Origin of the sequence: Paraburkholderia saeva, assembly GCF_907164555.1 — a bacterium.
In the GTDB taxonomy this organism is placed as follows: Bacteria; Pseudomonadota; Gammaproteobacteria; order Burkholderiales; family Burkholderiaceae; genus Paraburkholderia; species Paraburkholderia saeva.
Map to the genome: position 1 here is coordinate 94,795 of NZ_CAJQZC010000006.1, position 19,309 is coordinate 114,103.

Annotated in this window: 20 protein-coding genes and 1 tRNA gene; 16 read left to right on the forward strand and 5 right to left on the reverse strand. The window is 62.0% G+C overall.

Going from position 1 to position 19,309, the window contains the following annotated elements; genetic code table 11:
- Positions 1 to 16: 16 nt before the first annotated feature.
- From carB to gloB, 5 genes are all read right to left on the reverse strand, one after another.
- On the reverse strand, positions 17 to 3,271 hold the full coding sequence (gene carB / locus LPA36_RS17380; protein ID WP_228879142.1) for a carbamoyl-phosphate synthase large subunit: 3,255 nt from the start codon (positions 3,269 to 3,271) through the stop codon (positions 17 to 19).
- A 156-nt stretch (positions 3,272 to 3,427) separates the two neighbouring features.
- Complete coding sequence (gene carA, locus LPA36_RS17385; protein WP_228879144.1) at positions 3,428 to 4,591, reverse strand: glutamine-hydrolyzing carbamoyl-phosphate synthase small subunit; 1,164 nt, start codon at positions 4,589 to 4,591, stop codon at positions 3,428 to 3,430.
- Positions 4,592 to 5,002: 411 nt separating this feature from the next.
- A complete protein-coding gene (locus LPA36_RS17390; protein ID WP_228879147.1) occupies positions 5,003 to 6,244 on the reverse strand; it encodes an MFS transporter in 1,242 nt (413 codons plus the stop codon).
- A gap of 212 nt (positions 6,245 to 6,456) precedes the next feature.
- Positions 6,457 to 8,154, reverse strand: coding sequence for a transglycosylase SLT domain-containing protein (locus tag LPA36_RS17395; RefSeq protein WP_228879149.1), 1,698 nt, complete (start codon positions 8,152 to 8,154; stop codon positions 6,457 to 6,459).
- 154 nt (positions 8,155 to 8,308) lie between these two features.
- Positions 8,309 to 9,106, reverse strand: coding sequence for a hydroxyacylglutathione hydrolase (gloB, locus tag LPA36_RS17400; RefSeq protein WP_228879152.1), 798 nt, complete (start codon positions 9,104 to 9,106; stop codon positions 8,309 to 8,311).
- A gap of 19 nt (positions 9,107 to 9,125) precedes the next feature.
- On the opposite strand from gloB, the gene LPA36_RS17405 reads away from it, so the two are divergent.
- The 16 genes from LPA36_RS17405 to LPA36_RS17480 all read left to right on the forward strand — a co-directional run bounded on the left by LPA36_RS17405 (position 9,126) and on the right by LPA36_RS17480 (position 19,113).
- Positions 9,126 to 9,953 (forward strand): class I SAM-dependent methyltransferase, encoded by an 828-nt coding sequence (locus LPA36_RS17405; RefSeq protein WP_228879155.1) that lies wholly within the window; start codon positions 9,126 to 9,128, stop codon positions 9,951 to 9,953.
- Positions 9,950 to 10,396, forward strand: a complete 447-nt coding sequence (gene rnhA / locus LPA36_RS17410) for a ribonuclease HI (RefSeq protein WP_228879158.1) — start codon at positions 9,950 to 9,952, stop codon at positions 10,394 to 10,396. Before LPA36_RS17405 ends, rnhA begins: the two co-directional genes overlap by 4 nt.
- Positions 10,397 to 10,445: 49 nt before the next feature.
- Positions 10,446 to 11,192: a DNA polymerase III subunit epsilon gene (dnaQ, locus tag LPA36_RS17415; protein ID WP_228879161.1), complete on the forward strand. Its 747-nt coding sequence runs from the start codon at positions 10,446 to 10,448 to the stop codon at positions 11,190 to 11,192.
- 48 nt (positions 11,193 to 11,240) lie between these two features.
- Positions 11,241 to 11,315, forward strand: a tRNA-Val gene (locus tag LPA36_RS17420).
- 95 nt (positions 11,316 to 11,410) lie between these two features.
- On the forward strand, positions 11,411 to 12,307 hold the full coding sequence (locus LPA36_RS17425; protein ID WP_228879164.1) for a tyrosine-type recombinase/integrase: 897 nt from the start codon (positions 11,411 to 11,413) through the stop codon (positions 12,305 to 12,307).
- A complete protein-coding gene (locus LPA36_RS17430; RefSeq protein WP_228879166.1) occupies positions 12,289 to 12,825 on the forward strand; it encodes a hypothetical protein in 537 nt (178 codons plus the stop codon). The genes LPA36_RS17425 and LPA36_RS17430 overlap by 19 nt, the downstream gene beginning before the upstream one ends.
- 119 nt (positions 12,826 to 12,944) lie before the next feature.
- Positions 12,945 to 13,244 carry a hypothetical protein gene (locus LPA36_RS17435; RefSeq protein ID WP_228879167.1) on the forward strand — a complete coding sequence of 100 codons (300 nt, stop codon included), beginning with the start codon at positions 12,945 to 12,947 and terminating at the stop codon, positions 13,242 to 13,244.
- Between the two features lie 147 nt (positions 13,245 to 13,391).
- Positions 13,392 to 14,723, forward strand: a complete 1,332-nt coding sequence (locus LPA36_RS17440; protein ID WP_228879170.1) for an AAA family ATPase — start codon at positions 13,392 to 13,394, stop codon at positions 14,721 to 14,723.
- 248 nt (positions 14,724 to 14,971) lie between these two features.
- A complete protein-coding gene (locus tag LPA36_RS17445; protein ID WP_228879172.1) occupies positions 14,972 to 15,463 on the forward strand; it encodes a hypothetical protein in 492 nt (163 codons plus the stop codon).
- Positions 15,464 to 15,485: 22 nt separating this feature from the next.
- Positions 15,486 to 15,788: a hypothetical protein gene (locus LPA36_RS17450; RefSeq protein ID WP_228879173.1), complete on the forward strand. Its 303-nt coding sequence runs from the start codon at positions 15,486 to 15,488 to the stop codon at positions 15,786 to 15,788.
- The gene (locus LPA36_RS17455) at positions 15,781 to 16,698 is read left to right on the forward strand and encodes a hypothetical protein (protein WP_228879176.1); all 918 of its coding nucleotides are present in this window, start codon (positions 15,781 to 15,783) and stop codon (positions 16,696 to 16,698) included. The genes LPA36_RS17450 and LPA36_RS17455 overlap by 8 nt, the downstream gene beginning before the upstream one ends.
- Positions 16,699 to 16,713: 15 nt before the next feature.
- Complete coding sequence (locus LPA36_RS17460) at positions 16,714 to 16,986, forward strand: hypothetical protein (RefSeq protein ID WP_228879179.1); 273 nt, start codon at positions 16,714 to 16,716, stop codon at positions 16,984 to 16,986.
- 128 nt (positions 16,987 to 17,114) lie between these two features.
- Positions 17,115 to 18,173 carry a phage major capsid protein gene (locus tag LPA36_RS17465; protein ID WP_228879182.1) on the forward strand — a complete coding sequence of 353 codons (1,059 nt, stop codon included), beginning with the start codon at positions 17,115 to 17,117 and terminating at the stop codon, positions 18,171 to 18,173.
- Between the two features lie 33 nt (positions 18,174 to 18,206).
- The gene (locus LPA36_RS17470) at positions 18,207 to 18,569 is read left to right on the forward strand and encodes a hypothetical protein (RefSeq protein WP_228879184.1); all 363 of its coding nucleotides are present in this window, start codon (positions 18,207 to 18,209) and stop codon (positions 18,567 to 18,569) included.
- Between the two features lie 8 nt (positions 18,570 to 18,577).
- Positions 18,578 to 18,871, forward strand: a complete 294-nt coding sequence (locus LPA36_RS17475; RefSeq protein ID WP_228879187.1) for a hypothetical protein — start codon at positions 18,578 to 18,580, stop codon at positions 18,869 to 18,871.
- Between the two features lie 17 nt (positions 18,872 to 18,888).
- Complete coding sequence (locus LPA36_RS17480) at positions 18,889 to 19,113, forward strand: hypothetical protein (protein WP_228879190.1); 225 nt, start codon at positions 18,889 to 18,891, stop codon at positions 19,111 to 19,113.
- Positions 19,114 to 19,309: the final 196 nt, after the last annotated feature.

A 19,309-nucleotide genomic window follows, 5' to 3' on the forward strand; every position in this document is an offset into this window, starting at 1 on the left:
ACTCGAAATCGAAGCCTTAGTTTAGGCGAGCGTGGAGTCCTTGTAAATCATAGACTTCCAGATCCCGGAGATAGCGCAAACCTTCAACCGCGGCACGCGCACCCGACATCGTCGTGTAGTACGTGACCTTGTTGGCCTGCGCGCTCATGCGGATCGAGCGCGAATCGGCGATCGCGGCGCGCGTTTCGTCGACCGTCGTGAAGACGAGTGCGATCTCGCCGTTCTTGATCATGTCGACGATGTGCGGACGGCCGTCCTTCACCTTGTTCACCACCTTGACCGGCACGCCGGCCGCCTGGATTGCAGCCGCCGTGCCCTTCGTCGCGACGATCGGATAGCCGAGTTCGTGCAGCATGCGCGCCACTTCGACGGCCTTCGGCTTGTCGGCGTCCATCACGGTCAACAGCACCGTGCCGCTTTCCGGCAGACGCGAACCCGCTGCCAGTTGCGACTTGAAGAGCGCTTCGCCGAACGTCTGGCCCACGCCCATCACTTCGCCGGTCGAACGCATTTCGGGTCCGAGAACCGGGTCAACGGTCGGGAACTTGACGAACGGGAACACCGCTTCCTTCACGCTGAAATACGGCGGATCGACTTCCTTCGTGACGCCCTGCTGCGCCAACGTCTGGCCGACCATCGCGCGCGCGGCGATCTTCGCGAGCGGCAGGCTCGTCGCCTTCGAGACGTACGGCACCGTGCGCGATGCACGCGGATTCACTTCGAGCACGTAGATCACGTCCTCTTTCGAACCGTCTGCCTGCGGTACCTGCTGGATCGCGAACTGCACGTTCATCAGGCCGATCACATTCAGCGCCTTCGCCATCGCGCCGGTCTGGCGCTTCAGCTCAGCGATCGTTTCCTTCGACAGCGAGTACGGTGGCAGTGAGCACGCCGAATCGCCCGAGTGCACGCCGGCCTGTTCGATGTGCTCCATCACGCCGCCGATGAACACGGCCTCGCCATCGGAAATGCAATCCACGTCGCATTCGATCGCGTCGTTCAGGAAGCGGTCGAGCAGCACCGGCGAATCGTGCGACACCTTCACGGCCTCGCGCATGTAGCGCTCGAGGTCGCGCGGCTCGTGGACGATTTCCATCGCGCGGCCGCCCAGCACGTACGACGGGCGCACGACGAGCGGATAACCGATTTCGTCGGCGAGCTTGAGCGCTTCGTCTTCGGCGCGTGCGGTGCGGTTCGGCGGCTGGCGCAAGCCCAGGTCCTGCAGCAGCTTCTGGAAACGCTCGCGGTCTTCGGCCGCGTCGATCATGTCCGGCGACGTGCCGACGATCGGCACGCCGTTCGCTTCGAGGTCGAGCGCGAGCTTCAGCGGCGTCTGGCCGCCGTATTGCACGATCACGCCGACCGGCTTTTCCTTGTCGACGATTTCGAGCACGTCTTCGAGCGTCAGCGATTCGAAGTACAGACGATCGGACGTGTCGTAGTCGGTCGAGACGGTTTCAGGGTTGCAGTTGACCATGATCGTTTCGTAGCCGTCTTCGCGCATGGCGAGCGCGGCATGGACGCAGCAGTAGTCGAACTCGATGCCCTGGCCGATCCGGTTCGGGCCGCCACCCAGCACCATGATCTTCTTGTTGTTCGTCGGGTTCGCTTCGCACTCTTCTTCGTACGTCGAGTACATGTACGCGGTTTTCGTCGCGAACTCGGCCGCGCACGTGTCGACGCGCTTGTACACCGGGCGTACGTTCAACTCGATACGGCGACGGCGCACGTCGGTTTGCGTTGCGCCGAGGAGCTTCGCGAGACGACGATCCGAAAAGCCGCTCTGCTTCAGATACTTGAGCTCTTCCTTCGAGAGGCTCGCGAGCGTACGACCGGCCAGCGCCTTTTCCTTCAGGATGATCTGTTCGATCTGCGCGAGGAACCACGGGTCGATCGACGTTTCGTCGAAAATTTCCTGCTGCGTCATGCCGACACGGAACGCGTCGCCGACGTACCAGATACGATCCGGACCGGCTTCGCCGATCTCGCGGATGATTTCGTCACGGCTGGTGGTCTTTTCGTCGAGTCCGTCGACACCCACTTCGAGACCGCGCAGCGCCTTCTGGAACGACTCCTGGAACGTGCGGCCGATCGCCATCACTTCGCCGACCGACTTCATCTGCGTGGTCAGGCGCGGATCGGCTTCGCGGAATTTCTCGAACGCGAAACGCGGGATCTTCGTGACGACGTAGTCGATCGTCGGCTCGAACGATGCCGGCGTCTGGCCGCCGGTGATTTCGTTCTTCAGTTCATCGAGCGTGTAGCCGCATGCGAGCTTCGCCGCGACCTTGGCGATCGGGAAGCCCGTGGCCTTCGAGGCCAGTGCCGACGAACGCGACACGCGCGGATTCATTTCGATCACGATCATCCGGCCATCTTTCGGATTGATCGAGAACTGCACGTTCGAGCCGCCCGTGTCGACGCCGATCTCGCGCAGCACGGCGAGCGATGCGTTACGCAGGATCTGGTATTCCTTGTCGGTGAGTGTCTGCGCCGGCGCGACCGTGATCGAGTCGCCGGTATGGATGCCCATCGGATCCAGGTTTTCGATCGAGCACACGATGATGCAGTTGTCCTTCGTGTCGCGGACCACTTCCATCTCGTACTCTTTCCAGCCGAGCAGGGACTCTTCGATCAGCAGTTCGCGCGTGGGCGACAGATCGAGACCGCGCTTGCAGATCTCTTCGAATTCGTCACGGTTGTAAGCGATGCCGCCGCCCGATCCGCCCAGCGTGAACGACGGGCGGATCACGACCGGATAGCCGCCGCTACCCGTTTCCGACGCGATCAGCGCCTGTACGGTGAGCGCTTCTTCCATCGAATGCGCGACGCCCGACTTGGCCGAACCGAGGCCGATCTTCGTCATCGCGTCCTTGAACTTCTGGCGGTCTTCCGCCTTGTCGATCGCTTCCGGCGACGCGCCGATCAGCTCGACGTTGTACTTCGCCAGCACGCCGTGGTGATGCAGGTCGAGCGCGCAGTTGAGCGCGGTCTGGCCGCCCATCGTCGGCAGGATCGCGTCGGGGCGCTCCTTCTCGATGATGCGCTCCACCACTTCCCACGTGATCGGCTCGATGTACGTGACGTCGGCCGTGTTCGGGTCGGTCATGATCGTCGCCGGATTGCTGTTGACGAGAATGACCTTGTAGCCTTCCTCACGCAGCGCCTTGCACGCCTGCGCGCCCGAGTAATCGAACTCGCACGCCTGGCCGATGATGATCGGACCCGCGCCGATGATGAGGATGCTCTTGATGTCTGTCCGCTTGGGCATAACGCTCTCGCTAAATATTCCTGTGTTCTTGCCGTGGCGCGCTGCGTGCTGGCGTTCGCGTCCGGCTACTCCGCGCGGGTTGTTGCCGCCCGCGCTTTTCACTCGCTGCTTTGCCTCGCGCGCGCTCTGTACCCTTTCGACTTACGCGCGACCCGCTTACGCGAGCGCGGCTGCTGCCGTGCTGGCCGCCTTGCGCTTGTCCATCAATGCCGTGAAACGGTCGAACAGATAAGCGATGTCGTGCGGGCCAGGCGACGCTTCCGGGTGACCCTGGAAGCAGAACGCGGGCTTGTCGGTGAGTGCGAAACCTTGCAGCGTGCCGTCGAAGAGCGACACGTGCGTGACCTTCGCGTTCGACGGCAGCGTGGCCGCGTCGACAGCAAAGCCGTGATTCTGCGACGTGATGATCACGCGGCCATCGTCGAGATCCTTCACCGGGTGATTCGCGCCGTGGTGGCCCGTCTTCATCTTCATCGTCTTCGCGCCGACGGCGAGACCCATGATCTGGTGACCCAGACAGATGCCGAACGTCGGAATGCCGCGCTCGATGAATTCCTTCGTGGCGCGAATCGCGTAGTCGCACGGTTCCGGGTCGCCCGGGCCGTTCGACAGGAACACGCCGTCCGGATTGAGCGCCAGCGCCTCCGCGGCAGTGGCCTGCGCCGGCAGCACGGTGACGTGACAGCCACGCTCGGCCAGCATACGCAGAATGTTGTACTTCACGCCGTAATCGAACGCGACGACGCGGTACTTCGGCGCATCCTGCGTGCCGTAGCCGCTACCGAGACACCATTCGCGCTGCGTCCACTCGAACGGCTCTTTCGTCGACACGACCTTCGCGAGGTCCATGCCGGCGAGCCCCGGAAACGAGCGCGCGAGTTCAATGGCCTTCGCTTCGTCGTCGGAACCGGCGACGATCGCGCCGTTCTGCGCGCCCTTGTCGCGCAGAATGCGCGTCAGCTTGCGCGTATCGATGCCGGCGATAGCGACGACGCCCTCGTCCTGCAGGTATTGCGGGAGCGTGCGCTCCATGCGGAAATTCGACGCGAGAACAGGCAGATCGCGGATGATCAGGCCGGCGGCATGGACTTTCGTGGCTTCGACGTCTTCGGCGTTGACGCCGACATTGCCGATGTGCGGATACGTCAGCGTGACGATCTGGCGGGCGTAGCTCGGGTCAGTCAGGATTTCCTGATAGCCCGTGATAGCCGTATTGAAGACAACTTCACCAGTCGTATGACCGGCGGCGCCGATCGAGTATCCACGAAAGACCGTGCCGTCGGCGAGTGCGAGCAAAGCAGGAGAAAATGACGGCAACACGGGGAGACTCCTTGGGGAACACCCTGTTGCCGACCTGTCTATCCGACCGTGCGGGCCGCGGCGAGGCGCATCGACGGGATGCACGCGCAGGCCCGCTCGCGTATCGCGGCTGACGTCACGTCGCGTCGCGTCGGGCGCGATGGGTCCATTGTGTGGACGGATCGGCTGGATGCGGGACGCTCGCGGCGCGCGGCGGATGAACGGTGTGGGAGAGGTAGGCGCTAGGGTGCGGGTTGATAAGCTCAAACCTTGCAATTATAGCCCGAAAGTACCCTTTCCTTCAAATCCAGGATAGGCCGGAACCCCGGCCGGGGGCGTGCGAGTCGCGGTGCGAGCCTTGTGGGACAAGGCTTTGCGGCTTTTCACCGTGATGTCGCGAACCAAAAATCGGGACGGAAAGCGCGCCGCCGGCTACGACTGGTGTTCCGCGTGCAGATGCGCGGGCTTTGTCAAAACCCGCCCGGGGAACACGTACCAGATGGCGCTCGCAATCTCCAGCGCAACGAGGATGCCCCATGCAGTGAGGTGCGCGGCGGGCGGATAGCGGCCATCGGTTGCGGGCCAGCGCGACAGCACCGCGCCGACGCCAATCTGGAAGCCGAAAATCAGCAGGAAGATGATCAGCGTGAGCGTCGTGTTGCAACGGCCCGTCATGTGCGGCGGAAAATGTCGCGCCAGCACGGCGTAACTGAGGATGCCCGTGCCGCCGAAAATGCCGTATGCGCCCCACAGAAGGCCGGCCGGCAGCGGCACGCGCAGCATGATCAGGACCTGCGCGATGACAAAAAGCCCCATGCCGATACCGCTGAACGCGTACAGCGACACGCCACGCTTTTCGAGCGAACGCGCCGCCGCGCCGAAGCCCACACTGCCCGCCATCATCGCGACACCAAGCAGCGACACGAGTGCCGCCGCGGGCCCCGCCGCCAGACCGGCGACGTCGCGCAGCCACGCGCCCACCCAGAGCGACTGCATCGCGTAGAAGACGCCCTGCGTCATGACCGAAAACGATGCGACCTTCCAGAACGCGGGGCTCTTCAAGATGTGCCCTGTGCCCTTGAACTGGCTGACAAGACCGGCCTGATGATGGGTATCGCGCGCGTCGGGGGCCATCGTCCAGATCGCGGCCGAGACGGCAATCGTCAGTAGCCCGAGCACAACACATACGAGGCGCCATCCCGTGAAGCCCAGCACCCACGTGAGTGGCGAACCCACGGCAACGCCGCCGAGCCCGCCGACCGCCATCACCAGCCCGTTGACCAGCGGCAGGCGCGTCACGACGAAATGTTGCGCGAGCGCCTTGAACGCCGCGCCGAGACATGCCGAAACGCCGACGCCGATCAGCAGCCGTCCAAGCATCATCATGCCGACGCTGTGCGCCGCGCCAAAGACCCAGATCCCCGCCGCCGCGAACAGCAGCAGCCCGGCTGTCACGCGTCGCGGACCGAAATGATCGAGGAGCACGCCGGCCGGAATCTGCGCGCCCGCGAAGCCGAGGAAATAAAGGCTCGTCAGAAGTCCGAGATCGGCAGCGGACAGTCCGAGTTCGTGCGTGATCAGCGGCGCAAAGCCCAGATTGACCCCACGAAACAGATAGGAAATGAAGTAGCCGAGCGAGAACAGCAGGAAAACACGAAACTGGGTCGACGACATGGCGCGCAGGATAAGTATCGGACGGGAGATCAGGCCGCGAAAGCAGGAAACCTGAACGATACGGCAAACAGCCCACGCGCGCTGAAAGGTCTGCAGAAATGAAAACGCCATCGCGACACGCGACGGCGTTTTAAAGGCGAAAGGTGATCGGAGCGTAAATCATGCGCTGCCCCCGCAACGCATGTTGTCACCTCTGCAGGTGCCGCTATTGTTTACTTGACCTTCTGCGCGTTGGCTGTGGTCTTCGGGCGGCTACCCGCAGCCTTCGACGCCTTGCTGGGTGTACCCGATGAAACCGCGACCTTCGACGTTTTGCTCTTGCTGGCTCCTGTCGATGCGCTGGCCTTGCTCACCGGTTCCGAAGCCTTGACGATCTTGCCCTGGCTACGACCCTTCTTCTTATCGTAGCGCGAATCGGGCTTCGTGTCTGCGACCCGGGTGCCGATCTTCTCGACGCCGCCGCTCTCGTCCGACGATGCGCTCGCGCGCAGCACGGGGCCCGGTTCAGCCGGCAATGCCTTGCCCACAGGCACGTGCAGCACGATGACCTGACCCGGCGAGACCTGATTGCGATGTGTACGGTTCCATGCCTTCAGTTGTCCGACAGAAACGCCGTAACGATCGGCAAGCGATGCCATCGACTGCGTGCGACGCACGCGAATCAGCATCTTGCGCGTGTCCGGAACGTCCGGCTCCATGGCAAGCACGGCGCTTTCGGCGACGTCGGCGCTGATGTCTTCGTCGTCATCGTCGCCGCGCGGCACGACGATCGTCGAGCCCGGTTTCAGACGCATGCCCGCCGGAATCTTGTTCACTTCCATCAGCGTGTCCGCGTCGACGCCGATCTTTTGCGCAATTGCAGCCGGACCCGCGCGCTCGGTGACCGTGTAGGTGGTCCACGATGACAGCGAGCCGCTATATGACTTCAGGTTCGTTTCGAATGCGCTTGCATTGTCAAACGGCAGCAGGATCTGCGGTTGCGTCGCGCCGAGAATCACCGGCTTTCTGAACGACGGATTCAGCGAGCGGAATTCGTCCGTCGACATGTTCGCGAGCTTCGCCGCCGTGTCGACGTCGATATCATGCGACGTCGTGACGGTCACGAAGTACGGGTGGTTCGGAATGCTCGGCAACGTCAGGCCATACATCTGCGGATTCGCGACGATGTTCTTCACCGCCTGCAGCTTCGGCACGTAATTACGCGTCTCGTTCGGCATGCGCAGGCTCTGGTAATCCGTGGGCAGCCCGGCCGCCTCGTTGCGCGCGATCGCGCGTTGCACGTTGCCCTCGCCCCAGTTGTACGCGGCGAGCGCGAGATACCAGTCACCGAACATGTCATGCAGGCGCGACAGATAGTCGAGCGCGGCACTTGTCGAGGCGAGCACGTCGCGGCGCTCGTCCTGCCACATGTTCTGCTTCAGGTTGTACGTGCGGCCCGTGCCGGGCATGAACTGCCACATGCCCGCAGCCTTCGCGACCGACAGCGCCTGCGGGCTGTACGCGGATTCGATGAACGGCAGCAGTGCAAGCTCGGTCGGCATGTGACGCGCCTCGAGCTCTTCAACGATGTGATACAGGTATTTTTGCGACCGGACCGTCATGCGCTGGACGTAGTCGGGACGCTGCGCGTACCAGTTGACCTGCATGTCGACGAGGTCGGTCTGCAGGTCCGGCATCTGGTAACCACGGCGGATACGGCCCCACAGATCGGCGTCGGCACTCGTCAGCTGGTTGACGGAACCTTGATCGACGTTGATTGTTTCCTTGGCGGAGGCGGTCTTGCGGAGGGCGTCGGCTACTGCCTGCTGCGTGGCGGGGTTCGTTGCGGAGGTCGGATTATTCGCTGTCGGCCCCGAGCTCGCACATGCGGCGAGCGTCAGGACCAACAGCGCACTTAGGATGAATCGCATGTAGATCTCGGCTTCCATAGGACTGGAATTTGGAGCCGATAGTACGAAACCGCACAGTTTTCGTCAATCAGAAATATAAGAAAACCTTGGCAAATCCTAGACTTGGCGAATTTTTTCTATTTTTGAGATGAGCAAAACCGTGCTTGGATCCGGGTTAACGGAAGCGGTTTTTCCATTCGCGCATCAATGTGAACGCGGCCAGCCGGTCGGGCACCGATTCATGCAACTGTTCGGCGAGGGTCGTCTGGATGGCCTGATCGTCGGCCCGCAGGAACGGATTGACCGCCCTTTCGTGCGCGATCGTCGTGGGCAGCGTCGGCACCTTGCGAGCGCGCAACGCCGTCGCTTCGTCGCGCCAGTCCTGCAGCGCACGGTTGTCCGGGTCGCAGGCGAGCGCGAACCGGATGTTCGAGAGCGTATATTCGTGCGCGCAGTGGACTTCGGTTGTACCGGGGAGCGCGGCGAGCGAATCGAGCGAATCGAGCATCTGCGCCGGCGTGCCTTCGAAGAGCCGCCCGCAGCCGCACGCAAACAGCGTGTCGCCGCAGAGGACGTGCGGCGTGCCGCGCGGGTCGGCGGCCTGGAAATAGGCAATATGGCCGCTCGTATGGCCCGGGACGTCGAGCACGGTGAATTCGAGCGCCGGTTTGGCGAGCGTGACACGATCACCGTGTTTCAGCCGAAATGTGAGATGCTCGATCGCTTCGCCGGCCGGGCCGTAGACGGGCACGGCCTGGCCGTTCAGCAGATCGGCCACTCCGCCGACGTGGTCGCGGTGATGGTGCGTGAGTAAAATAGCGCTCAGTTGCCAGCCCCGTTTTGCCAGATATGCGCGAACGGGTTCGGCCTCGCCCGGATCGACAACCACTGCGTGGCGGCCGTCCGACACGAGCCAGATGTAATTGTCTTCAAACGCGGGGACCGGGACGTATTCAAGTTCAAGCGAATTCATGGGCGACGCATTCTCTGACATGTCTGACCGATCGATTATAGACTGGCCCGCCTGGACCGATTCGCCGCCCGGTCGATACGTGCTCGAATGGGAACAGGCGCAGCTCGACCGCGTGGTGTCCGATGTATTTGGCTATCACGCGCTTCAGCTCGGCCTGCCTCAGCTCGACACACTGCGCGAGAACCGCATGCCCTGCCGCGGCCTTGTGCTGGACGCCGCCAGCGGCAGCAGCGCGCCCTACTCGCTCCCGCGCGGGCCCATGCCTGGCCCTGTCCACAGTCTTCCGGAACGTCACGCGCCTGCGGGACGCAGCACTGTCTGGTGCGACCTGCTCGATCTGCCGTTCGAGGCGCAGAGCGTCGATCTGATCGTGATGCCGCACACGCTCGAATTCACGAGCGATCCACACCGCCTGCTGCGCGAGGCCGAGCGCGTACTGATGCCGGAAGGCCAGCTGATCATTCTGGGCTTCAATTCGCTGTCACTGTGGGGTGCGCGACAATCGCTCGGCAAGGTCACCGGTCGGCCGTTCGTGCCCGCCCAGCACGACCTGATCGCGTTCACGCGCCTGAAGGACTGGATCAAGCTGTTAGGCTTCGACCTTGAACGCGGACGCTTCGGCTGCTATCGTCCGCCCCTCGTCAGCGATCAGTGGCTCGCGCGCTATGCCTTCATGGAAGCCGCCGGCGACCGCTGGTGGCCCATCTTCGGCGCGTCCTACATGGTGACGGCGATCAAGCGCGTGCGCGGCATGCGTCTCGTCGGCCCGTTGAAGGTGAAAAAGCCCGTTCTTGCCGCCGGGCTTGCGCCCGCCGCCACCCCGAATACCCGTAACCACAGCAAATGACTCAAGACATCATCGAAATTTTCACCGACGGCGCCTGTAAAGGTAATCCAGGCCCTGGCGGCTGGGGCGCGCTCATGCGCTTTGGCGCGCAGGAAAAGGAGCTGTTTGGCGGCGAAGCGCTCACCACCAACAACCGCATGGAACTGATGGGCGTAATCGCGGCGCTCGAAGCGCTGAAACGCCCGTGCAAGGCCGTTGTGCACACCGATTCGCAATATGTACAGAAAGGCATCAGCGAATGGATTCACGGCTGGAAAAAGAAAGGCTGGATGACGGCAGCGAAAACGCCGGTGAAAAACGCCGATCTCTGGAAACGGCTCGACACGCTGGTTCAGCAGCATGAGATCGAATGGCGCTGGGTGAAAGGCCACGCCGGCCACCCGGAAAACGAACGCGCCGATGCCCTTGCGAATCGCGGCGTTGCCTCGCTCGCTGGAACCTGAGTTCCCGCCCCCGCTTTTTATCGCCACTTTCAACGCGAGCTGATCCGATATGCGTCAAATTGTTCTCGACACCGAAACCACAGGCCTTAATGCGCGCACCGGCGATCGCATCATCGAAATCGGCTGTGTCGAACTGGTCAACCGTCGGCTGACAGGCAACAACCTGCACTTTTATGTAAATCCGGGGCGCGACAGCGATCCGGGCGCGCTCGCCGTTCACGGCCTGACCACTGAATTCCTGAGCGACAAGCCGAAGTTCGCCGAAATCGCCGATGCGTTGCGCGATTTCGTACAGGACGCGGAGCTGATCATTCATAACGCGCCGTTCGACATCGGCTTTCTCGATGCGGAGTTCGCGCTGCTTGGACTGCCCCCGTTCAGTCAGCAATGCGGCGAGGTGATCGACACGCTGGTTCGGGCGAAGTCGATTTTCCCGGGCAAGCGCAACTCGCTAGACGCGCTGTGCGACCGTTTCGGTATCAGCAACGCGCACCGCACGCTGCACGGCGCGTTGCTCGACTCGGAACTGCTCGCGGAAGTTTTCCTCGCGATGACGCGCGGCCAGGAAAGCCTCGTCATCGACATGATGGGCGAAGCGTCCGGTGGCGGCGATGCACATGCGCCCCGCGTGAAGCTCGATGCACTCGAACTGGTCGTGCTGGCGGCGAGCAGCGACGAGCTCGCCGAACATCAGGCCGTGCTGGATGGTCTCGACAAAGCGGTCAAGGGCACGAGCGTCTGGCGTCTGGAACCGGCATCCGAAGCCGGTGCAGCAGCCGATACGCAGTCTGCTTAAAAAGTGCTTTACGACTTCTCAGCCGTCTGACATAATTCGGCTCTCTTCGGGTGGTTAGCTCAGCGGTAGAGCACTGCCTTCACACGGCAGGGGTCACAGGTTCAATCCCTGTACCACCCACCAGAATTATCCGGAGAGCCTTACCCAGTAAGGCTTTTGAGGATTGGGTCACGGCTTCGGGCAGGTTCTTTTTGCACAGTGCACTGGAACCTTTGTTCGTGAAACCAAAAATCAATTTACTGGCCGCTATGGGCCAGCTTGGCGAGCGTCAAGCCGCCGACATGACCTTTAGGGAACTGGCTGACGCTTACTGCGCGGTTCAATTCGACGGCGCGGACCTCAGGCTACGGAAGTGGACTGAGGCTTTTGGCGCTTTGTCCGCCTGGTCCCTCACCACCCGTGAAATCAGCCTTGCCGCCGAAGCCATGCTTCAGAGCGGCATCTACAAGGCGAGCACCATCAATCGCGACACCTCGCAAATCGGCACGCTTTTCAAGTGGGCGATCCGCCGACACCTTGCGCCCGCTGGCTTTGTCTCCCCGACCCTTGGCCTGATGCGTTTCGAGGAAGCAATCCGCCGCGTCGAAATCGCCGAGCGCGAAATCCGCGCGCTGCTCAAGGGCGCGCACGCCTTCCCTGACCGTCGCTTTGCCGTCTATGTCCGGTTGCTGCTCGAAAGCGGCGGGCGTCGCGGCGAAGTGCGCGAACGCCGCTGGAAGGACGTTGACCTTGACGCCCGCGTGATTACGGTCATGGAGACGAAGACCGACAAGCCCCGTCAGATTTTTTTCAGCGAAGAAACCGCCGCACTCATGCGCCGCGTATGGCCGAAGCGCGACGCCGACGCCCTGCTGTTCGCGGGCAAGGTTCCCGGTCAACCCGTGAACTACCGTGCGTCGTGGGCGAAGCTGACGAAGGCTATCGGACGCCCTGACCTTCACCAACACGACCTTCGCCACCACCGCGCCGCCGAACTGCTGCGCTCGGGCGTCACGCTTGGGGTAGCTGCTCAAGTTTTAGGGCATTCGTCGTTGATTTTGGCGCGCCGATACGGTCATCTGGAAAGCAAGACTCTGCGCGAAGCGACCGAGGCTTCATGGAAAAGCGCGGCATGAGTGACGCAGACGATGACGAAATCGGCCTGCATCTGGCCTATGCCCTGGTAACGGAGCAACTGTACTTTGCGCCCCGGCTCGGCATACGTGCGGCACCGAATAGCGGAAATTCGGACCTGTGCCGTGTGGTTTCGCACATGAAAGACGGCACCGGCCAGGCATTGGCCCAATCGAAAGGGCCGACGCTGGCCGCCGTTGCCGAACTGGTCAAGGTGGACGGGTGTAGCGAATCTATCAGGGACGCCTGCGCAACTGTTGAGCGCGTCGTGCAGGCACATTCGCGGGCATTGGGCGTGCGTGGCGCAAAGATAAGCGCCGAGGTACGCAGGAAAAAGGAGGCTCGCAAACGGGCCGAGTGCCGGACGTTGTGGGAGCAACTGCACGCCGAAAGAAACGACACAAAAGCCTGTGATATCGGCGTTACGGAAAAATTCAACGTCGGATACAGCACCGTTTGCCGATACCGGCAGCAAAGCCGGGAAGCTGGCGAACCGTGGAAGGGCGACGACGAAAAGTAAAAGAATCGTTCTCACGAACCGGCTCGTGAGAACTGCGCCCGTTCCCTTCCCTGACTGCCGCGTTTAGATTGACCACCTACACCTGCCCCGAAGCCGGTAAACACAGGAGTCAATCAAACATGCAGGCAATCGTCCCACACACCATCACCCCCACTATCACCAACTGGAAATACGCGTCCGAAGTGTGGCGCGCGTTCGCCCAGGCTCACCCCGAACTGGGCTATTCCGGCTCGGCCAATTCATGGGTTCATTTCCAACGCCGCTACGGGCAACGCCTGATGGAGATCGACGTGATCCGTCAACCGGGCGGCCCGCGTCGCGGCATGATCGCCGATACGGACCGCTTTGAGGTTGTTGCGTTCGCCTTGTTGACGACCGGAGCACTGCCCGCAGAAACCACGACCGCCGCCGCCGCGTAGTCCCGCATTACAAGCCCTGCGGTCAACCGGGCTATAGCAAATCGACCGCCCTCCCGCGCCAGGGAACCAGACAGATACCGAAAACCAGACTTTCGACGTGCGCACTCGCTGCGCATGGCGAGCGTTCGCATTCGAACTGGAGCGGGCATGACTGCCAAAGAAAAGGGCCGCACGGAAGGCGGCCCGAAAAACATGACAGATGACGAGAATTCTATCGCACTGACGAACGGGCATAACGGACACGGCGATAGCGAACCGGCGCGCGTGCTACTGCCGAACGGCACACCCATGCCCACGCCCGAAGAAATCGCCGCAGATAAAGCTCTTGTCCATTCGAAAATTGATGAGCGTTTCGAGGACCTGAAGGTACAGCGGATCGAGTTGCGGGCACGACAAGGTGATCCGCGCACCGACGACGCCGACCAGATTGCCGCAGCCGTAGCCGGATGGACCGAGCGCGTGCCGCTCGTGAAAGCGGCGAACGGGAAACGGGCACCGAAGCCGAAGGAAATCGAGATATGGACGCCCAAAGTGATTAGTGCCGCCGATCTGATCGCAGCGCCGCCCGAGCCGATCCGCTACATCGTGCCCGGATTCCTGCCACCTGGACTGATCGTGATAGCGGGCAAGCCAAAGGGCGGCAAATCTCTGCTCGTGGCCGACTGGGCGCTCTCGAAGGCGTCAGGTAGTGACGTATGGGGCCGCGAGGTAACGCCTGGTGGCGTGCTGTACATCGACCTGGAAAACTCGCGACGCCGGATTTATGACCGCTACCTGAAATTGCGGCCGAACGCCACGACCGCGCCGGATATGGGCTGGATTCTCGAATGGCGACGCGGCAACCGCGCGGCCTTCATCGAGCTACTCGACGCCCGCCCGACCCTGCAAATGGTGATCGTGGATATCTGGAAAAAGTTCTGTGCGCCGCAACCGCGCGGAATGGATCAATACGACTACGAAACCGAAGAACTGCAATGGCTCGCCCATGAGGCGAACGAACGCCGTATCTCGATCGTGCTGGTTCTGCATACGGTCAAAGCACCGCCACTCGACGGCGACCCGTTCAGCGCGATATCGGGTTCACCGGCTGTCACGGGCAACGCCGACGCGCTGTTCCTGCTGCGCCGCGAAGGCAATTTGACAAAGCTCTATCAGCGTAGTCGCGATAGCGGTGACGCGTGCCACGTATTGCGCCTTGGCGATGATCTGCGATTCAGCTACGTGTGCGAGGGCGACAACATGGCAAGCGATGAACAGATGACCTACCTGCGCGAAATCCATCGCGGCAACCGCCTGCCGCGCGAACTCGAAGAGACGCTTGGTCTTTCGCGTCCGGCCGTATGGCAAATGCTCAAGCGCTTGCAGGAAAACGGCTATATCGCGAAGCCTGGCGGAATCCCGAGCCTTACCCAGCTTGGCCGTCAGATGGTCGAAGCAACGGCGGACGGTCCGTATAAAAAGAAGGAAACAGAGAGATAAAGAGAGAGAGAAGAGAGAGAGTCTTCTCTCTTTCTTTAGTCTTTTTATGCGCCGCAGCGCTTTACATGCTTTACATGCTTTACACGGTTAACAAGCTTTATCTACTTAACAAGCTTAACGGGTCTTACAGCTTTGTATGGCTCGTTATCTTTGTTAACCGTGTTAGCCATGTATAGCTCGTAAACCTCGTTAGCGTGTTTCCGCTGTACCGCATGAAGTGATCGACCAACCCTGACGGAGAAAACGACATGATCGAATTTGACCTGCAAGCGTTATGCGCCGAAAGCAAGCGGTTTTGCGATGAACACTGGACGGAACCGGTCGCCGAACTCACTCACGCCGAAACCGTGCGCAAACTGAAACGCGAGGCGAAGAAAATCGCCGCATGGAAGCCGCGCCCGCCATTACCTGACGAGGGGATTAACTACCGCGCCGAACTCGAATCAATGGACGCACGCGAACGCGAGGCAGGCGAGAGGCTGATCGCGAAGTACGTCACCGGCAAGATTTTCGAATTGCCTGGCACGGTGATTTTGTTGTGCCGTGCCGCGAAGCTCGAACACCTCGACGGCATCGAGGCGCTGTATCCGAAATTCGGCCCGGAGTTTGACGATATCCGGCCGCGCATGGCGCAAGGGCTGACCTATCCCGAGGCGTTCGTGTCTGTCGCGCTTGGCGTCACACGCCGCGCGCTTGGCCGCGACAGCCGCGCCGAATTTCCGAAGCGCACGTTGAACTAGACCGCCAACCGGAGCGAACGACATGCCGATCAAACGTGAAAACCGCAAGCTCTATCCGGCGAACTGGAAAAGCGAAGTGCGGCCCGCCATTCTGGCGCGCGCTGGCAACCGCTGCGAAGGCTCGCCGCGCTGGCCTGACTGCCGCGCCGAGAACGGCCGTCCGCACCCGGTTACAGGCTCGCCTGTCGTGCTCACCGTGGCACACCTCGATCACACCCTGCCGAACTGTGAGCCGTCCAATCTGAGGGCGTGGTGTCAACGGTGTCACCTTGCATACGACGCCGCACACCATGCCGCGAACGCGAAGAAAGCGCGCTATGGCTGAATTCGACAACTGCCGCGCCAAGCATGGCCGCGCCCGTGGCTTTCTCGACGCCTGGAACCCGCAGGCAAAAACGCTCGCTCTGGTGGCGCATGTGCAAGCTGTGCTCGCTGAATACCGCGAGCACCTGCCGCTCACCGCACGACAGATTTTCTACCGGCTCGTGGCCGCGCACGGGTTCGATAAGACGAACCGCGATTACAAGCGGCTTTGCGAAATGCTCGTTTCTGGCCGACGCGCTGGTGTGATCCCGTGGGACGCGATTCGTGACGACGGATTCACGCGGGCCAGTAGCGACACCTACAGCGACGCGGGCGATTTTATGAAGGCATGCCGCTATACCGCTGAAAAGCACTTCAGGCTCGATCGTCAGGACGGACAGCGTGAGCGGCTTGTCGTGTGGTGCGAAACGTCCGGCATGGTCCCGCAGCTTGAACGCGTGGCGGACCGGTATGGCGTGCCGGTATTCAGTTCTGGCGGCTTTGATTCGGTATCGGTCAAGCACACGATCGCCCGCGAGTTTGCTGGGTATGACGTGCCCGTGCGCGTGCTGCACATCGGCGATCACGACCCGTCCGGCATCCATCTTTTTATGTCACTGGCCGAAGATATTGGCGCGTTTTGCAAGCGCTACGGCGGGCGCGTCGAATTCGACCGGCTCGCCGTGCTACCCGGACATATCCCTCAGTTCGGACTTGTCACCGCACCGCCGAAACCGAGCGACCGCCGCCGCTTTGAAGGGCAAACTGTGCAGGCCGAAAGCCTGCCGCCTGACGTGCTCGCTGATCTTTTACGCCAAGGCGTCGAATCACACTTCAACATGCAGGTCTATCTCGACGTGCTCGACGACGAAGCGGCGCAACGTGCGGCGCTGCTCGAACAGTTCGACGATCTCGACACCGACGACGAATAGCTAACGGAGAACAGCATGGCCGCGCCCTACGAATTCAACTATCAGCAAGCCGTGATCGCGCTCGTGATCGCGCTGCGCACCCGCGTTCAACACGAGTTTCATTCGTTCGTGCGAGCCGACTGGATGATCCGCGAGGGCGACGCGGCGAAACTGCTCGGCCGCAAACCCGGCACGCTGGCACGGCGCGAACTGCTCGGCAAATTGCGCCTACCCTGTCATCGCGACGGCGACAAACATCGCTGGTTTTCGCTGTTCGATATCGCCCGCCATATGCTCGGCCCGTCGTGAGACCGGAAATAAATCGCAAAACCGCTCGCGATTCCAGAAAAGTCGTGAAGCGTTTTCCGTCCGCATTGCCGAATCTGTAGAGAACGGCGGCGCATATCGCGCCCGCCGACCTTCTACGGGAGACGGCAATGCGGACGGAAAGACTCGAAGCGGCACGAGCGCTTGCATGCGTAGCGAGATCACGAGGTGACTTAACGGCTGCTCTCTCACTCGCCCGCGCAACGTGGGGCGACGAGACACCCGGCAGCGCGGCGCGCATCCTGAAAGACGCGCTTATTTCGTCGACAAGCATCGGCATCTCGACAGGCGACGCCGACGCGACGCAATGGGTCACGGCCTATAACGCGATGATCGACAGCGCGAAGTCTCCCGGCGTGCTCGATCAAATACAGAAAATCAGTCCGTTTGTTACGGCCAACCCCAACGAGCCGGTTCTGATATCGGACGTTCCGCCTGACGCGCAATGGCGTCCCGAAGGCGGTTTGATCGTCGTGTCTAACGCCTCATTCAAAATTGCCCGCATCGGTATCCGCTCGCTTGGCGGAATCCTGCTTTTTACGGTCGAATCCGTTCGCATTCTCGGCAATGAAAACGTGCGTGCGCTATCGGCTTCAATTGCCGACTCGATCGGCGCGGCCGAAAGCTACGCCCTGACCAATCCAGACGGCGACGGCAGCGACGGCGTGACCCCGCAGAGCCTCACCTATGGCGCACCACAGATTGCGAGCACCGGCACCGACGCCGCAAGCATTCAGGCGGACGTGGGAAGCATGCTCGGACAGTTCAGCGGCAATCTGGGCGCGTCCGCGTGGGTCATGAATCCGCAAACGTGCGTGCGGCTCGCCATGCTCGGCAACGCGATCGGCTCGGCTGACCTCTCGATCGCCGGCGGCGCATGGCTCGGCCTGCCGGTCGTGGTCAATCGCGGAGTCGATCCGTCAACGATCACCCTTGTCGATCCGTCAGGCGTCGTGCTCGTGTCCGACCCGGCCGTTTTCGACGTGGCAACCGAAGGAACAGTTTCAGTCACCGACGACGACGGCACCGTGCTCGAAACCCATTCTTTGTGGCAAGAAAACCTTTACGCGACGAAGTTCGTCCGCTCGATCAACTGGCAAGCCGCACCAGGTCGCGTGGTCGCGCTCACCGGCATGGCATGGCCCGACAGCGACGGCGGCACGACATAACGCACGAGCTACAGCACGCAACGGGAGATCACCATGAGCACGATCGAAGCAACGTTTGCCGATATCAGCGAACGCGACCCGGATACGCAGGCCGACGCGAGGATCGCCGCCGAGTATTCGGTGCGCTCGTATTACCGGCGCATGTCCGCAATGGAGGCGAGCGTACTGGCCGCCGTGCGATCCGGTCATATGCCCGCCATGCCACCTGATATCGCGGCGATTGCATCGGCCGTGCTCAATCTGCCCGAGACAAATCGCGGTCTGAACACGGACGGAATCCTGATCGACACGGACGGCCGTAACGCTCGCTGGCTTGTCGTCGTCGTGCTGCGTCATGGCGGTCACTGTTCGCTCCCCGTGCCATGCGTGAATGTCACGCCAACGCCTATCCCATGAGGCCCATCATGTGTATCTGTCACACGAGCGAGTATTGCGCCTGCCATCGCACCGAGGCCGAATGGCGCGAGGAAAACGCGCGCATCGCGGCCGACAGCGCGACCGACCGGGAAGTACTGGACCTGCTCACTGGCCGCATCACGACCGCCTCAGACCGCGCTATGGCATTCGCCGCGCTGCTCGCTGGCGAGAATGTGCCCGACCTGATGACGTGCGGCCCGCGCGTCTTCTGGTGGGACCGCGACGGCATGCAATACGAGGCCAGTATCGACGCGCGAGCAGCGCTCAAGCTGGCCGCCTGAGACCCGAGGACACGAACATGCCAGGAATCAGACTGATCGACGCGAGCGCGATTGCCGACATCGCCAGTGCTGACGACGCACGCTCACTCGTGGGCGACCGGCTCGCCATGCCCTTGTGGCGAGTCGTGAGAGAGGCGCGCAAGCGCGGCGACATTCGTGAGCTTCACGTCGCACGCCTGCTCACCGATCCCGAAGTGCTGGTCGCGAGTGCTCAAGGTGGCGAATGGATCATTTTGCAGTGACCGGATTGCAGCGCCGCCATGCCGCCCGCCCGCCTGCCCTGCTCGCACCATCGCCGCCCACACGTGTTCCCGTCACGCGGTCAGTACGCGAGCCGCACCGGCATTTAACGCGCGGGATACCCCGTGGGGCGCGGTCATTTTGTTGGAGGAGTGCCGAGCGGGCACCCCCCTGATACCTTTGTATGGCGGCCGTTCC

Bases quoted from the DNA above. Each gene is read 5' to 3' on its own strand.
- LPA36_RS17450 (WP_228879173.1), top strand. From the start codon at position 15,486: ATGCCGATCAAACGTGAAAACCGCAAGCTCTATCCGGCGAACTGGAAA.
- carB (WP_228879142.1), bottom strand. From the start codon at position 3,271: ATGCCCAAGCGGACAGACATCAAGAGCATCCTCATCATCGGCGCGGGT.
- LPA36_RS17480 (WP_228879190.1), top strand. From the start codon at position 18,889: ATGCCAGGAATCAGACTGATCGACGCGAGCGCGATTGCCGACATCGCC.
- LPA36_RS17435 (WP_228879167.1), top strand. From the start codon at position 12,945: ATGCAGGCAATCGTCCCACACACCATCACCCCCACTATCACCAACTGG.
- dnaQ (WP_228879161.1), top strand. From the start codon at position 10,446: ATGCGTCAAATTGTTCTCGACACCGAAACCACAGGCCTTAATGCGCGC.
- gloB (WP_228879152.1), bottom strand. From the start codon at position 9,106: ATGAATTCGCTTGAACTTGAATACGTCCCGGTCCCCGCGTTTGAAGAC.
- LPA36_RS17460 (WP_228879179.1), top strand. From the start codon at position 16,714: ATGGCCGCGCCCTACGAATTCAACTATCAGCAAGCCGTGATCGCGCTC.
- LPA36_RS17475 (WP_228879187.1), top strand. From the start codon at position 18,578: ATGTGTATCTGTCACACGAGCGAGTATTGCGCCTGCCATCGCACCGAG.
- LPA36_RS17395 (WP_228879149.1), bottom strand. From the start codon at position 8,154: ATGCGATTCATCCTAAGTGCGCTGTTGGTCCTGACGCTCGCCGCATGT.
- LPA36_RS17445 (WP_228879172.1), top strand. From the start codon at position 14,972: ATGATCGAATTTGACCTGCAAGCGTTATGCGCCGAAAGCAAGCGGTTT.
- LPA36_RS17465 (WP_228879182.1), top strand. From the start codon at position 17,115: ATGCGGACGGAAAGACTCGAAGCGGCACGAGCGCTTGCATGCGTAGCG.
- rnhA (WP_228879158.1), top strand. From the start codon at position 9,950: ATGACTCAAGACATCATCGAAATTTTCACCGACGGCGCCTGTAAAGGT.
- LPA36_RS17470 (WP_228879184.1), top strand. From the start codon at position 18,207: ATGAGCACGATCGAAGCAACGTTTGCCGATATCAGCGAACGCGACCCG.
- LPA36_RS17455 (WP_228879176.1), top strand. From the start codon at position 15,781: ATGGCTGAATTCGACAACTGCCGCGCCAAGCATGGCCGCGCCCGTGGC.
- LPA36_RS17390 (WP_228879147.1), bottom strand. From the start codon at position 6,244: ATGTCGTCGACCCAGTTTCGTGTTTTCCTGCTGTTCTCGCTCGGCTAC.
- LPA36_RS17440 (WP_228879170.1), top strand. From the start codon at position 13,392: ATGACTGCCAAAGAAAAGGGCCGCACGGAAGGCGGCCCGAAAAACATG.
- LPA36_RS17405 (WP_228879155.1), top strand. From the start codon at position 9,126: ATGTCTGACCGATCGATTATAGACTGGCCCGCCTGGACCGATTCGCCG.
- LPA36_RS17430 (WP_228879166.1), top strand. From the start codon at position 12,289: ATGGAAAAGCGCGGCATGAGTGACGCAGACGATGACGAAATCGGCCTG.